The organism is Microbulbifer maximicatervae (SeqCode) (assembly GCF_052467505.1).
On sequence record NZ_CP174313.1, the window covers coordinates 931,311 to 945,669 of the forward strand.

Consider the following 14,359-nt stretch of genomic DNA (forward strand, 5'->3'; position numbering starts at 1 on the left):
CAGTTAGAGCTTCTCTTCCTTCAGGTTGAGTTTGGCTGCCGCTTCGCTACCTTGGGGACCGGTAACAATGGCGGTACTGGCCTTGCTCGGGTCCAGATAGGTGGCACCGACGCGTTGCAGGTCTTCCAGGGTAACTTCTGTAACCTGTTTGCGGAATTGCTGGCGCGTCTCGTGGGTGCGGCCGTAAAGGCCCGAGTGGAAGTTCTTCTTGGCTTCACCAGCGGGGGAGCCGGGTTTATCCAGACCGCCGACGACGCCGAGGATCGCTTCCTCAACCTGTTCTTCCTTGTGCTTCTCTTCGGCCAACCACTTAAGGGATGCGTCGAAGTCCTCCAGGGTTTCACCCATACGCGGATCGCGGTAGGAGTAGAAGCGGAATACGCCGATATTGCTGTCGTGGCCGGCTCCGCCGCCGTAGGCGCCGCCCTGTTCGCGGATGGTGCGATGCAGGAAGCCGTTGCGCAGGAAGCCGCTCAAAACCGACAGCGGTGCCGCATCCGGGTGGGACATAGGCACAGTGGCGTAGGCCTTGGCACAGAAGTTCACCTGGCTGTTGGCAACCCAGAGTTCCTCGATTTGTTTGTGTTCGAAAGGTGCAGCGGGGTTGGCTGCGGCGATGCTGGAAGTCGAGGTCAGTGGCATCAGTGTCTGACTGAAATCGCCAATTTTCTCTTCTTCACCCACCAGCAGGAACTGGCGCGGTGCTGCGAGGATTTTCTGGTGGATAGCCTGGAATTGGGTGGAAAGGTCTTGCAGGCCTTCCTCTTTTTCCAGTCCGGCAACCAGGGCTCGCAGGTTGCGCAATCCCAGCAGACCACCGCTGGCATGGCTCTCCCAGGCGGCGCGGTTGTAGCCGGCACTGGCGGCAGCCATGGCGAGGGCGTGGCCGTTGCCGACAACACCCTGTTCGCGGCGGGCGAGGGTTTGCAGTAGCAGTTCCTTGATGCGGGCGTGCTCGTCGAAACGCACCTGCTCCATAGTGGCTTGCATCAGTTCGGTCAGGCCGCCCTGATTGCGTGCCAGCGCTTTACCGGACAGGATAAAGTGGCCGGACAGGTGATCCAGGTTGTCGATGGCAGTGCGGCTGCTGGTGAAACCGTGCAGGGCGCCCACCACGCTGGTCTGCCACTGCTGGACTTCCAGGTAGTCTTTTTCACCCAGGCCAACTTCGCTCAGTACCTGGCAGTAGTAGGGCAGCAGTTGTTTTTCGGCTTCGGTGAATTCCGGCAGCGCGCAGACCATTTGCTGGTAAACCAGGCCGTTGGTGCCCGCGCTGTAGCGGGTCAACTTCTGTGGGCCCAAGTCTATTGCTTCGCCTTCGACATCCGGAAGCTCTGCGGGAATATCTTCCACGCCGACCTTGGGCAGGATAGAAGCGTCGTCCTCGCGGTTTTGTCGATCGGCCAGGGCTTTGGCGGTTTCGACAATCTGTGCTTTTTCTTTGTCGCTGAGAGCGGCTTTGATTTCCGCCAGCTGGTCTTTCTCCGCCTGCTCGCGGCGCGCAGCCAACTGCTCATCGGGGCTCAGTACCATACGTACGCGATGCTGGTTCTCCAGCAGAAGTTCACGGGCTTTATTGGCGATAAACTTCGGATCTTTGATCTGCTCGCGCAGACGCTCCAGGGTGGCATCGATATTCAGCAGGCCGATGGCATCGCCACGGTGAGTGGCGCCGGTCAATGCGGTGAGAATCAATTGCAAGCCGAAGGGGTAGCCGTCGCCACCAATTTCCCGCTGTTGTAATTCCAGCTGGTGCAAGCTGGCTTCTACCTGTTCGTAGGGGATGCCGTTTTCCGCCACGTCCCTCAGCACGTCGAGAACCTGTTGCTCAAGCTCGTCGGCACTTTCGCGTTCGCTGCCTTCAATACCGCAGACAAACACTAGTTCGCGTTGGGAATCGTCCAGGCCAACCAGCGGCGAAGGGGAAGTGCCCAGGTCGGTGGTTTCCAGCAGCTTCATTAGCGGTGAAGCGCTGTTATCCAGCAGTACGCCGGCGAGCAGGTGTGCGGTCAGGGCCTCTTCAAGATCGGTGACATCACCCAGTAGCCAGCTCAATACGATATGGGTCTTGGCCTTCAGAGGCTCGCCATTTAACGGGTAGTGCTCTTCGACTTTCAGCGGCGCCTGGTAGCGGTCTTCGCGCCCAACGGAAATGGTCTTGTCGAGTTTCTCGAACTTGTGCAGCGCTTTTTCTTCAAACGCGGCCTGGTGTTCCGCTGCGGGAATATCACCGAAAGTCATAAAGGTGGCGTTGCTGGGGTGGTAGTGGCTGCGGTAGAAGGCAACCAGCTGCTCGTAACTCAGCTTTGGAATATCAGTAGGTTCGCCACCGGAGTTGTAGTGATAGGTGGTGGTGGGGAACAGATATTTGCTCAGGGTGTGCCACAGCTGCGAGGTGACGGAGCTCATGGCACCTTTCATCTCATTGAACACGACACCTTTGTAGACGAGCTCGCTGCTCGCATTATCCGCTTCGGCAAATTCCAGGCGATGGCCTTCCTGGGCAAAGTCCAGCGGGTCCAGGCGCGCAAAAAATACCGCATCCAGATAGACGTCGAGAAGGTTGTCAAAATCCTTTCGGTTCTGGCTGGCAAACGGGTAGGCGGTCCAATCTGAACTGGTGAAGGCGTTCATAAAGGTATTGAGTGAACGCCGGATCATCATAAAGAAAGGATCGCGCACCGGGTACTTGTCACTGCCGCACAGGGCGGTGTGTTCAAGAATATGGGCGACACCGGTGGAGTCTTCGGGTACGGTGCGCAGGGCGACAAGGAAAACATTTTCCGAGTTGTCTGCGGCGATGTGCAGGTGCTGGGCACCGGTCGTAATGTGTCGGTATTCCTCGACGCGCACGCCGAGAGAATCAATATCTGCGCTGGTAACCAGTTCAAATGCAGGATGTGAGTTGCTCAAAAGACAGCTCCCTGGAGTTATATGAATTTTCTGGCCGGCCACTGCTGCCGGCGAAAGGGCGCTATTCTACCGCTTGCACACATCGGAAAGACAGTGTTGACAAGGATGCCAGTAGGGCGAAGACTTCGCTTGCCGAAGCTACGGCATAAATGTAGACGAACACGGAGATATTAGAGGTTGTCCTGGTTGGATATTGCCAGTGTCATTGGCTTTTTTATCACATGGGTGGGTTACACCGTTTTTGCGCGAAAAAAAGCCAAAGAAACCTGGTGTCTTACTTCATCGCTTCAGTGGTACCGCGTTGAATGGATGATGCGGATGCTCGATAGGGATATGCGCATGGCGGATACCGCTATTCTCAGTAACCTGGAGCGGGTCATTGGTTTTTTTGCCTCCACCAGTATTCTTATCCTGGCGGGTTTAGTCACGGCATTGACGGCGAACAAGGCTGCCATCGAAGTACTTACCAGTTTACCTTTTGCGGAGCCCACCACCGTTGAGCAGTTTGAGCTCAAGGTGATGTTGTTGATCCTGATTTTTATCTTCGCCTTTTTCAATTTTACCTGGTCACTGCGCCAGTACTCCTTCGCCAATGTACTTATTGGGGCAGCACCGCCGCCAGAAACCGGTGATCTATCTGAGGAAGAGCGACGCCGATTTGCCATCAGTACTGCCAAGGTGATCGACCACGCGGGCCACAGTTACAACTACGGTCTGCGCTCTTATTATTTCTCAATGTCAGTGCTGGGCTGGTTTATCCATCCAATCCTGTTTGTTGCCGGCTATCTGTTTGTTGTCTGTGTTTTATACAGGCGAGAGTTTCTGTCCCGCGCACTGAATTCAATTTTGGCTGCCCGGGAGGGTGGGCTGGAGCGCCAGCAGAGGAAAAAATTCGATGAAAGACCGTGAAATCCTGGCGGCTTTTGATGAAGTCGCTGAAATGCGCGGCTGGCAGTCACTGCATACCCCAAAAAACCTGTCCATGGCGCTATCTGTGGAAGTTGCAGAGTTAGGGCGACACTTTCAATGGTGCAGCGATAAAGATATCCAGAATCTAATGGTAGGCGACAAGGCCGAGCAAGTTGCCGCTGAACTGGCGGATATTCAGATGTACTTGAGCAAACTGGCAGCTGTACTGGGGGTTGATATGGAAGAGGCGCTACAGCGCAAATTCGCCGAGAACCGCCGCCGATGCAATGAGGCTTTGCAAGGTGAGGGCTCCGATGGGTGACAGCCTGCATAAAGATCGAAACTTTGACGATCTCGCTCACCGTTTTCGCAACCGTATCTATGGCGGCCTTAAAGGGGATATCCGCCTGGCAGTGCTCAACCGGGATCTGGCGCCGCTGTTGGGGAGCGAGCAGCGCATTCTAAAAATCGTTGACGCTGGGGGTGGCCAGGGCCACTTTGCCATGGATCTGGCTGAGGCTGGGCACGAGGTTTTTCTCGCAGATATTTCTGCGCAGATGCTTGAACTCGCAGATGCGGAAATTCGGCAGCGCCATTTGCAAAAGCAAATGACCTTACTGCATAAACCCCTGCAAGAATTGCCGCATGTAGAGGCGTTAAAAGAAGCAGACCTGGTAATTTGCCACGCTGTGTTGGAATGGTTGGAGCAGCCGCAACAGGCATTGCAGCAGCTGCGCAGTCTGTTGAAGCCCGGTGGGCACCTATCGCTCACTTTCTACAATCGGCGCGCCCTTGAGTTCCGTCTGTTGCAGCGAGGCAGCTTTCGCCAGCTGGACCGCAATATTGAAGGGGATAACTGGGGTGGCCACCCTGGCAGCCTCACTCCACAGAATCCACTCCTGCCGGAGTGGGTGGAAGACTGGTTGACCGAAGCGGGCTTTTCTGTGGTTTGCCACAGCGGTATCCGCTGTTTCCACGATTTTATGACGCCATCAATCCGGGAAAAGTTGCCCGCGTCGGCCATTGTGGAAAAGGAGCTTGAATACTCCCAGGTGGACCCCTATCGGCAGTTGGCCAGGTATATCCACCTGCTTTGTAAGGTTTAACCAAGAATGCTCAGTAGTAACTCCTTGGCGGCGTTGATACGCGATGCCAGGTAATCGTTGCCGCCGCGATCTGGGTGGAGTTTTTGGATCAATTTGCGGTGTGCACTAATGATTTCATCTCTGCCAGCATCGGCATCAACGCCAAGGATACGGCGCGCTTCGTGTTCCGAGAGTGGCGGGCCCTCGCTGTTGTGTGGCGGCGGATGTTGAGTGGCCCCTGGATTTGGGCGCCGGTTTGAATACTTTTCAAACAGTGGCATCAACCAGGGTAAATAACGGGAGAGCTGACCGAGCAAACGGCCCAACACCGGAAGAATGAGCACGAGCGCCGCTCCTACCCAATGCAGGCGCCCGGTGATAGCCAGCACAACCACTATTGCGGCGACGCCGGCGATACAGGCCATAAAAATCTGCTTGCGCCGCTCCTGCGGTGAGCTAGATTTGATTTTTTGCCAGAGATACCAGGCACCGATGGCGATTAAAATCAGTAAGATTAAGCGCGCCAATGACGACTCCTTATAGTGTTGATCTGCCAATGTTTGTTCTGCGTATCATAGAGTCCTCTTAACTACTTGATTCGCGGATTAATATTACTTGATCTGGGAGGATAAGCGCCTTAGAGCTATCCTGACAAAAGAAAATACCTGCACTTGAGAAAACAGTATGCAATACGACAAATTTCAGATACCCGATGCGGACCAGGTGCTGCCCGGTCGGCCCCAGCCGATGGAGATCAGTGGTACCCACTTTGTAAATGGCAACACCATTAAAGAGCCATTCCCTGAGCACCTGGAAGTCGCCATTTTTGGTATGGGATGCTTCTGGGGCGCAGAGCATGTGTTCTGGGATACGGATGGTGTGTTTGCCACTGCCGTTGGCTACACTGATGGCGCCACCGAAAACCCGAACTACGATGAAGTCTGCACCGGCCGTACAGGGCACGCAGAGGTGGTGAAAGTAATCTTTGATCCCAAAAAGGTGAGCTACGCAGAACTCCTGCGGGTCTTTTGGGATCACCATGACCCAACCCAGGGTATGCGCCAGGGTAACGATATCGGCTCCCAGTACCGTTCCTGTGTTTTCTGTCTGAACGAAGGCCAGAAACAGGAGGCGGAAGCGAGCAGGGCGGCTGTGCAAGAAGCGTTGGACGCCAAAGATCGTGGGTCAATCACCACCGAAATTAGCATGGCTCAACCGTTCTACTACGCCGAGGAGTACCACCAGCAATATATGGCTAAGAATGAAGACGCGGTTTGCCCAATTCTTCGCAACCCAATGCATGACTAAGAATTGATAGATTGCAGAAGCAGGCGGCGCGGTGACTGCTGCCTGTTTTTGTGATGCTTGGCACAGTTACTTTCCCGTCACTTTCTTTTTCCCACCTACCTTCACCAAGTTAGTTTTCCTGCATTTGGATGTAGACAAGTTTTGGCCAAAGTCTAAAAAATTAAGCCTGCAATCTAAAGTTATCTGCGCTCTCGGCGCGTAAAGTCTTATCTCTAGGTTAGCGTAGAGAGTGCCTTGGAACGCTTCATTACTTGATGTAGCGGTGGCTTAAATATAGGAACAGGTTACAAGTTTCGCTTTAGCCGCGTACTTAGGCACAGAGACATAGTAATGAAATACGATAGCAGGTTTAAGGAGAGATAATGTGGGTAAATAGAATTGCGAGAGCACATAGAGGGGTTAAAACCTGGGGATTTTCGCAAAGTTCACCTCGGAGCTGGGTGCACTATGCCAAGTATGGTCCGCGTGGAATATGTGCCGCGCTCAGTGCGCACTGGATCAAGACTCATGCGGTAGATGATAAAAGCCTACCAGACAAGCTTGGATTAACTCCATGCTCTATAACTCTAGGTCCAATAAGATATCCCACTTATAGATCGCTTAATACAGGTGAATTAGTCAAGGTGGCAAAGGATTTTCATTTTTGGACTAAGGGGGGAGGTAGGCAGAGGGATAATATCGATAATTGGTTAATTCACAATGGTCTTACTAAGGCGAATGAGTATTGCACTAGTTGGGCAGATTTAGCCCTACAAAACCTTGCACCAATAGTACCGGGCAATCCGCAGCCACCTGCGAACCCCATTCCACCGGTTAATAGATGTCTTGTAAATGCATTTGGACGCTTTCAAGAAACCTATGGATATGTTTCTATTAGTTCACGGCGTGCTGGACATGCAATAGCTGTTTGGATCGCGGATGAGCGTATTCCCACTGAGGTTGGTGCTCTGTTCTTTGACCCAAACTATGGTGAATACCGCTTCCCATCAAAAAATGATTTTCTTAATTTTTTTGATGCTTTTTATCGCCATGCTTATTTGTCACGTTGGCAAGCTTACTCGGGTCAATGGAATGTTAATGCTTACAAGATAAGCGCTTGGTAATAATTTTTAGTTTTGAGTAAGTAGTGTTGAGTTTCAGGTAATGAAATGGCAAGAATAAATCTGATTTAATCGCGACTTGTTGAGGGTGAGTTCACTGGTGTGCACAATAGTCGATCCAGCTGTCGGGATAGGAGGCCGGCAACTTGCCCGCCGTTACCGATAGAAATTAATTTAGGTGTAATGGGTCGCCACTGCTGTAAGTCCGCTAAATGTAATCACAATCCGTAGAGATATTGTGAGATTATTTAAAGGTTCCCTCGGTTATCAGGGGCTCTTGGAGGCCGGTCCCCTTAACTTACCTTTAATTACCCTATGTCGAAAAGCGCCTAAAACCTAAAAATATTTATCCAGTACCCAATGAGGCCGACTTTGTAAATGGCAATACCATCAAAGAGCCATTATATGGCTAAGAGTGAAGATGCGGTTTGCCCTATTCTTCGCAACCCAATGTACGACTAAAAATTGTTAGATTGCAGAAGCCGGCGGCGCGTTGAATGCTGCCTGTTTTGTGCTGAGCAGAGCTCCCCCCCCCATCGATTTTCTTTTTTTCTGCATTCTCTAAGTTTATTTCCCGTTATTGGGCTGTCTTCAACTTATGTCCAAGATTTAGAAACTAGCGCTCATATCATTGAGTCGATTATGGGGGCTAGGGCATAACAGTGCACCTGGTTGTGGCTGCTTGACCTGGGGAGCTTCAAATTTCGATTAGCTTGAGGCAAAGGTGGTAAAGGAGAGGCTCATCTTACCTTAATTGCAAATCCAGGCTTTAGCGCGAAAGCAGCATGACGAAGCTTGTGATGACATCGGTACCCAGCACCCAGGCTATCTAGGCCCATAGGATACTTCATTATGCCGGATTGCTAAGGAAACCTAATTAATAGTTATGCGCAGTTGCCTCATGATCGGATGTATTCAATCAAAATACCACATTACTGTGGAGGAACTTCTGAAGGACCCTGTATTACTATTGCATCCAATAACTAATATTCTATTGATGCACATCCTAACTGTCTAGGAAGCGAGGTATCGAAGTAAATTAGGGGGATATGAATATGAGCAATATTGAACATGAATGAGATGGGGGGCACTTAAAAGCGGACATCTGAAACAAAATAATAACTATATGCGTTATGGTATAACTAGTTTATAGGAATTCTGCCTGTTTTCATTATTTGGTGATTATCTATGGATTTGTTGGGGGTCTTCAGATGTATCTGGACGAATGCCCCGTATTTTACAATAACGATCATGCTTATTGGGGGGTAAGGATATGGTGGATTATTATCTGAAACCAAGGAGTTAAAAACTAAAGCCCATAAAATAAAGCATTTAGAGGTTCCTCAAGATAAAATATAGAAATTATTAGCATCATAAGAAGAAGTGAAAACAATGGGTGTAAATTCAGTCGGTAGCACAAGAGCAACAAGTGGAGCGCCTCAGAATAAAAATAACACACAAGGCAAGCGATCCGCTGAGCGTAATACATGTCGAAAAAGATTAATCGAAGTGCGCAGGACCGATCTCTGTGACCGAATTTTTACTAGATTCTGTGGCAGAAAACAAACTGATCACGCCCCAAAGCCGTCCGTCCGAATCAAATAAAGACTAAGTCACTAAGCCTAGGGGACATAAAACCTACGGTTATGTCCACATTAATTTACAAAAGTCCTCACCGTGCAGCCTTATTACTTACACATGTGAGTTCCGATCAACAGAATGGCATGATTGAACAGCTAGATCCAGGCCAGCAAATGAAGTTACTTGGAGGCTGTCGGGACCCAGGAATGGATAAGCTCGCGGACAAGCTTTGTCAAAATTTGAACAACAGTCAAATTTTTGATGGATATCTAAACGCAACCGATGGAAAGTACCTGAGACGGAACTATACATGCTTTATTCATAGGATTAAATCCGATAACAATCTATTCTTTGGGCTCGTATCATATCTTTTTGATGGCTCAGTAGCACTGATGTCTGTGATGATCCATAAGCAAAACCTTGCGCTCGCTGCAATTTTATCTACCCAGCTGAAACCTGAACAGCAACATAATATTTTCAAACAATTATTTCCTGATCGGCAGTTGAAGCTGTTGGTAAACCTTCGAAGTAATAACTTGGGTGCATTGGCAGATAAGTTGTGCGGAGAAATGAGCTATAAAGAAAAGGAATCTCTGATACACTTCAATGCAGTTTTACTGGACAAAGGGAAGCTTGGTGAAAACTGCGCACATGAGGTGAAAGATTTCTATAGTAGGCTCGGTGGTGAAGCACAAGAAAAAAATATTGGATGATATTAGGGTGCTGCATACAGGAAAGGGTGCGAACGAAGATCATTATCGGACAAGAGGGGATATGCTGCTAAATTTTTCAGGTGCATAAATTTAGAAGGTAATAGCTGATACCTAAGCTTTGAAATTTTCATTTTAGCTAATATTGACTCTAATAATTAAGGGGGTAGGCATCTGTAGATGAAATATCGCAGATGCTCCTTTCCCCTAGAAACTGTTTCATAACTTCTTTAGCGTAATTAACATGCAGGCAATATGGAAAAAACTCTGTAAGAAGATAACTATCGATCCCACTGACGACTAAACTGTAGTAGTTCAGATTTGGTCTGAACTAATCCAACTGATGCTTACTACCATATTTCCAACAGTCAGTCAGCCGTTTGACAAAATGCCGCATCAGCAGCACTGTCTGTTTACTGTGATTATGCTGATTCAGCGGTGTGCTGTCTTGTGGCCCAGGTGGGATCTGACGAACAATAAACCCGTTGGTCCCGCATCTTTGTGATTGCGACAGTCATTTTTTATGCGCTAATTTTATATCGCCGTCGCAGCGTTGAAGAAAAACACTTTCTACCCGGTGGGGCAGAATCAGCCTGGGTTCACTACTCCACTCTCATTGCCACAATTGCTGCCCTGTACCTGTTCTGCTGGTTTTCCGTAAGCAATACCCGGACTGGGAATTGCGCCTGTGTGCACCCAACTCCTCGGATCATCATCTTGACAGGTACATTGAACCTAAGACCCCACTGCTCAGTGCCCTCTTATTAGTTTTGTGACTCTGTGACCTATAAAAAATGCCCAAATCCTAAAGAAACAGCACGGGCGATATGAATAATTGAGCTGTTGTATTAAAAAGCGTAGAGATCCTATCACCATGCCCCCGCAGTCCATTAAAGCCATCTTTATAATAACTATCCTCTCCCTCCTTACTGCTTGCAGCAGTGGAGGGTCCGGTAGCAACGAGAGTAACAACGAAGAGACACCTGCCGTAGAAGAGACACCTGCCGTAGAAGAGACACCCGATATTCCTAATCCACCACAGGATTTCACCCTAAGCTTTGAGCCCGTTAAGTTGTTCCGCTTTAGTTGGACCGATACCGGCAACGCCAGTCATTACCATTTACTGGAAAACTCAGATGGGCTATCTGGGTTTACTCCTGTCGCAGAGCATATTCCCCAGGGGAGTGAAACCATAACGCTAGAAGTGCCGCTCTACGCGCGGGCAAATGCTCAGTACCTACTACAAGCTTGTAACGGGGAGGGTGAATTGGAGCAGTGCAGTGACTCAGACCTTATCTCAGTGAGCGACGCATTGGTCGCTGCCATTGGCTACCTCAAGATCGATGATACCGAAGAGCTCTTCTCTGTCAGCCTCAGTGGTGATGGCCACACCCTGGCCGTAGCTAATCACAGTGAAAATGCAGTCTTCCTGTTTATCAGAGAGGGGGGAGTGTGGGTGCAGGATGCCAATCTCAAAGGCAATAATACTGAAGAGGGTGACGAATTCGGGAGCTCTATCAGTCTCAGTGCCGATGGTCAAACTCTGGCTGTTGGTGCTCATTTTGAGGGTAGCAGCGCCCAAGGTATCAATGGCGATCAACACAACAATGATGCCCCAATTGCTGGGGCGGCTTACGTGTTTGTACGAGAAGCCAATACCTGGCAACAGCAAGCCTATCTCAAGGGTAGTAATACTGAAGAGGGTGACGCTTTCGGGAGCTCTATCAGTCTCAGTGCCGATGGCCAAACTCTGGCTGTTGGTGCTGTTTCTGAGAGCAGCAGCGCCCAAGGTATCAATGGCGATCAACATAACAATGATGCCCCAATTGCTGGGGCAGCTTACGTATTTGTACGAGAGGCCAATATCTGGCAGCAGCAAGCCTATCTTAAGGGCAGCAATACTGAAGAGCGTGATGAATTCGGGAGCTCTATCAGCCTCAGTGCCGATGGCCAAACCCTGGCTGTTGGTGCTGTTTCTGAGAACAGCAGCGCCCAGGGTATCAATGGCGATCAACACAACAATGATGCCCCATTTGCTGGGGCAGCTTACGTATTTGTACGAGAGGCCAATATCTGGCAGCAGCAAGCCTATATCAAGGGCAGCAATACTGAACAGGATGACTTTTTCGGAATGGCTATCAGCCTCAGTGCCGATGGCCAAACTCTGGCTGTCGGTGCTGATCTTGAGGACAGCAGCGCCCAAGGTATCAATGGTAATCAACACAGCAATGATGCTATAAGCTCTGGCGCAGCTTACGTGTTTGTTCGAGAGGCCAATATCTGGCAGCAGCAAGCCTATCTCAAGGGCAGCAATACTGAACAGGGTGATCATTTCGGGTTCCCTATCAGTCTCAGTGCCGATGGCCAAACTCTGGCTGTTGGCGCTATTTTTGAGGGCAGCAGTGCCCAAGGTATCAATGGTGATCAACACAATAATGGTGCTATAAGCTCTGGTGCAGCTTACATGTTTGCACGGCAGGCCAATACCTGGCAGCAGCAGGCTTATCTCAAGAGTAGCAATACTGAGCAGGGTGACTCTTTCGGAACGACTATCAGCCTCAGTGGCGATGGGCAAACGCTGGCTGTTAGCGCATATGAATACCCAGTAGACCCGGATGGATCCTCAGCGATAGAGATCTATACTTACTAATTATTTTTGCTCGCGACTCTAATACCCCCTCACATTAAAGCGGGGGGGGATTAGCATGCGACAGACAGTTGTATGATTATTAACAGGTTACTGGTATTCTTAATACTTACAGTTTTCAGAAAGGTATAGGAGCAATCCCATATGCACATCCCCTCCGCCGTGCTGTTTATACTCGAGGGTACCTCTAAAAAATCACATCCTCATTTTTTCGCTCAACAGCCGCGTCGCTGAAGTGGTGGACTGGCCTTGAGTCTGCCTTCGCTAGCTCCCCTTTAATATTTCTATAAAGAGTTCTCGCCAGGCGTTCACCCGATACGCTGAAATGCCAACCAAAATCCGGGCCTATCGCATTTGGACTCTACAACCTATGAAAATGCCCGAAAGCATAAAGTCATTATGGTATCCGGGGTTAGTGGGTCACTTCATAAGCTACATTTAAAAGCCAAGAGACTCCAGCACTATACCCCCGCAATCCATTCTGGTGTTGACTCTAGTAATCACAAAGAGGAACCTGCCGTATCAAGCATACCCAGTACGCCACAGGATCCCGCCCTAAGTTTTGAAACCATTAAACTGTTTTGCTTTAATTAAATTGATACCTGCAATGACACAAATTGTTGGTTTCGGATAATAAGAGTAATTGGTAAGAGTGGGCTCAGTTGGTAGAGCCGGAATCTCTCTCAATCAAGTGAAAGAAAATGATGAGCTGCTACCAACGGAGCGAGATCGAACGATGCCAGATTTACAGTTTTAGAACATCCATGCATTCTTAGAAAACAATAGCAAAACCGTTAGAGAGGTATCTCGCAATGATCGACTAAAAGCTGCAGTGTAATACTTAGGATATCGCCCGGGACAAGAACATAAGCTTGCAGCGCTAAGACGCTAGCAAGTGTATAAAGCACAGAGGGTGACTGATGGCATGTGGAAACAAATAGAGGCCCTAACTCAGACCACAGCAAGTCGTAAGCTATATGAAGAGGTGTACGGGGTTGTCGTTACACGGTGAGATGATCTACCAACAAATTTATTTAGATCGGAAAATTATGAAGCTAATACAAGCACCTTAGGATTGCATCAAAGTCCCATGGCAAGTGCTACGATAGGTGTGATCGACGCGGTTAATTACTGACTATGCCTGAACGCAAGACACTATTTACTGTTATTGTTACATTGATATGTAAACAATCAGACTTGCTGGCTGAAGCAGCGATTAGTCGCAAGGTAAGTTTCGAAGATAAAATCAAAACGATTACCTTTGATAGTAGTCTCGAATTCGCTGAACAAGAAACAATTGTAGATTGCTTAGAAGTAGATATTTTACTTTGTTCACCCATATTTATCTTGGTAGAGAAGAATCAGTGAGAATACAAACGGCTTGGAGCGAAAATATTTCCCAAAGGATGCCGGTTTTAATAAGGTGATGGCCGAGCAGGATCAATTTGTAATGGATCTTTTGAACAGTAGATCAGGAGCGAGTAAAAGAGGATGGCCGTCAAATGAATTATTTGCCAGGCCACATGGTGATCCACTTGTGGAATAAAGAATCGTAGTTATTCCTTGGAATAAAAATTAATCATCGTGTAAAGATTTTTCCATATTGTCTAGATGGTGGTTATGTAAATAAAAATGTGGAAAAGTAGACCAATGTAAATAAGCTGGAGTATTCCCTGGTTAAATAACATGAGTCGATAAACTTATTGTGTGGCGGTTGTGGAATATATAATCGAATAAGTTCGAATATATGAGGAGGTGTTGGATTCCGGCGAGGGTGTCGATAACTGAATAAAGTTCACAAAAGTAAGAAAAAATACCAAATACCCGTTAATAAAGACCAATTCCTAAAATTATCAGACCAAAAAATAATGAAAATAATGGGTTATGTAAAATAATGACGCCTTCACCATTTGACATCAGGTATAAGCATTTAATCAATATACGTCGAATGAGTGGTTGTATACGCAATATAAGGGTTGTATATAGATGGTTAATTGTTCTATCTGAAGTTTTTATTTCTATGACACCCGCAGTATTTACTTACTGATAGGTTTATGTTTATAGAAAATAATGTAGGACAAAGCCAAACAATCCTAGAGATAGTAC

General features: G+C 48.5%; 10 protein-coding genes. 8 read left to right on the forward strand and 2 right to left on the reverse strand.

The window, feature by feature from the left end:
* Positions 1-3: 3 nt before the first annotated feature.
* Positions 4-2,913: an insulinase family protein gene (locus ACJJIN_RS04250; RefSeq protein ID WP_444897009.1), complete on the reverse strand. Its 2,910-nt coding sequence runs from the start codon at positions 2,911-2,913 to the stop codon at positions 4-6.
* Between the two features lie 177 nt (positions 2,914-3,090).
* On the opposite strand from ACJJIN_RS04250, the gene ACJJIN_RS04255 reads away from it, so the two are divergent.
* From ACJJIN_RS04255 to ACJJIN_RS04265, 3 genes are read left to right on the forward strand one after another with little or no spacing between them, the layout of a single operon-like run.
* On the forward strand, positions 3,091-3,822 hold the full coding sequence (locus tag ACJJIN_RS04255; RefSeq protein WP_108733516.1) for a DUF599 domain-containing protein: 732 nt from the start codon (positions 3,091-3,093) through the stop codon (positions 3,820-3,822).
* Positions 3,809-4,144 carry a nucleotide pyrophosphohydrolase gene (locus ACJJIN_RS04260; RefSeq protein WP_444897010.1) on the forward strand — a complete coding sequence of 112 codons (336 nt, stop codon included), beginning with the start codon at positions 3,809-3,811 and terminating at the stop codon, positions 4,142-4,144. Before ACJJIN_RS04255 ends, ACJJIN_RS04260 begins: the two co-directional genes overlap by 14 nt.
* Positions 4,137-4,928, forward strand: a complete 792-nt coding sequence (locus ACJJIN_RS04265; RefSeq protein WP_444897011.1) for a methyltransferase — start codon at positions 4,137-4,139, stop codon at positions 4,926-4,928. Before ACJJIN_RS04260 ends, ACJJIN_RS04265 begins: the two co-directional genes overlap by 8 nt.
* Here ACJJIN_RS04265 and ACJJIN_RS04270 read toward each other — a convergent pair.
* Entirely contained in the window at positions 4,925-5,434 is a 510-nt protein-coding gene (locus ACJJIN_RS04270) for a DnaJ domain-containing protein (protein ID WP_413662336.1), read from the reverse strand. The two genes, ACJJIN_RS04265 and ACJJIN_RS04270, sit on opposite strands and share 4 nt — an antisense overlap.
* Before the next feature lie 157 nt (positions 5,435-5,591).
* Between ACJJIN_RS04270 and msrA the strand changes: the two genes are divergently transcribed.
* The 5 genes from msrA to ACJJIN_RS04295 all read left to right on the forward strand — a co-directional run bounded on the left by msrA (position 5,592) and on the right by ACJJIN_RS04295 (position 13,621).
* Positions 5,592-6,215 (forward strand): peptide-methionine (S)-S-oxide reductase MsrA, encoded by a 624-nt coding sequence (msrA, locus tag ACJJIN_RS04275; protein WP_444897012.1) that lies wholly within the window; start codon positions 5,592-5,594, stop codon positions 6,213-6,215.
* Between the two features lie 623 nt (positions 6,216-6,838).
* Complete coding sequence (locus ACJJIN_RS04280) at positions 6,839-7,318, forward strand: YopT-type cysteine protease domain-containing protein (protein WP_444897013.1); 480 nt, start codon at positions 6,839-6,841, stop codon at positions 7,316-7,318.
* Between the two features lie 1,721 nt (positions 7,319-9,039).
* Positions 9,040-9,609: a hypothetical protein gene (locus ACJJIN_RS04285; protein ID WP_444897014.1), complete on the forward strand. Its 570-nt coding sequence runs from the start codon at positions 9,040-9,042 to the stop codon at positions 9,607-9,609.
* Positions 9,610-10,480: 871 nt separating this feature from the next.
* A complete protein-coding gene (locus tag ACJJIN_RS04290) occupies positions 10,481-12,256 on the forward strand; it encodes an FG-GAP repeat protein (protein WP_444897015.1) in 1,776 nt (591 codons plus the stop codon).
* Between the two features lie 1,134 nt (positions 12,257-13,390).
* Entirely contained in the window at positions 13,391-13,621 is a 231-nt protein-coding gene (locus ACJJIN_RS04295; protein WP_444897016.1) for a hypothetical protein, read from the forward strand.
* The last annotated feature ends 738 nt before the right edge of the window (positions 13,622-14,359 follow it).

Bases quoted from the DNA above. Each gene is read 5' to 3' on its own strand.
- ACJJIN_RS04290 (WP_444897015.1), top strand. From the start codon at position 10,481: ATGCCCCCGCAGTCCATTAAAGCCATCTTTATAATAACTATCCTCTCC.
- msrA (WP_444897012.1), top strand. From the start codon at position 5,592: ATGCAATACGACAAATTTCAGATACCCGATGCGGACCAGGTGCTGCCC.
- ACJJIN_RS04265 (WP_444897011.1), top strand. From the start codon at position 4,137: ATGGGTGACAGCCTGCATAAAGATCGAAACTTTGACGATCTCGCTCAC.
- ACJJIN_RS04295 (WP_444897016.1), top strand. From the start codon at position 13,391: ATGCCTGAACGCAAGACACTATTTACTGTTATTGTTACATTGATATGT.
- ACJJIN_RS04285 (WP_444897014.1), top strand. From the start codon at position 9,040: ATGATTGAACAGCTAGATCCAGGCCAGCAAATGAAGTTACTTGGAGGC.
- ACJJIN_RS04260 (WP_444897010.1), top strand. From the start codon at position 3,809: ATGAAAGACCGTGAAATCCTGGCGGCTTTTGATGAAGTCGCTGAAATG.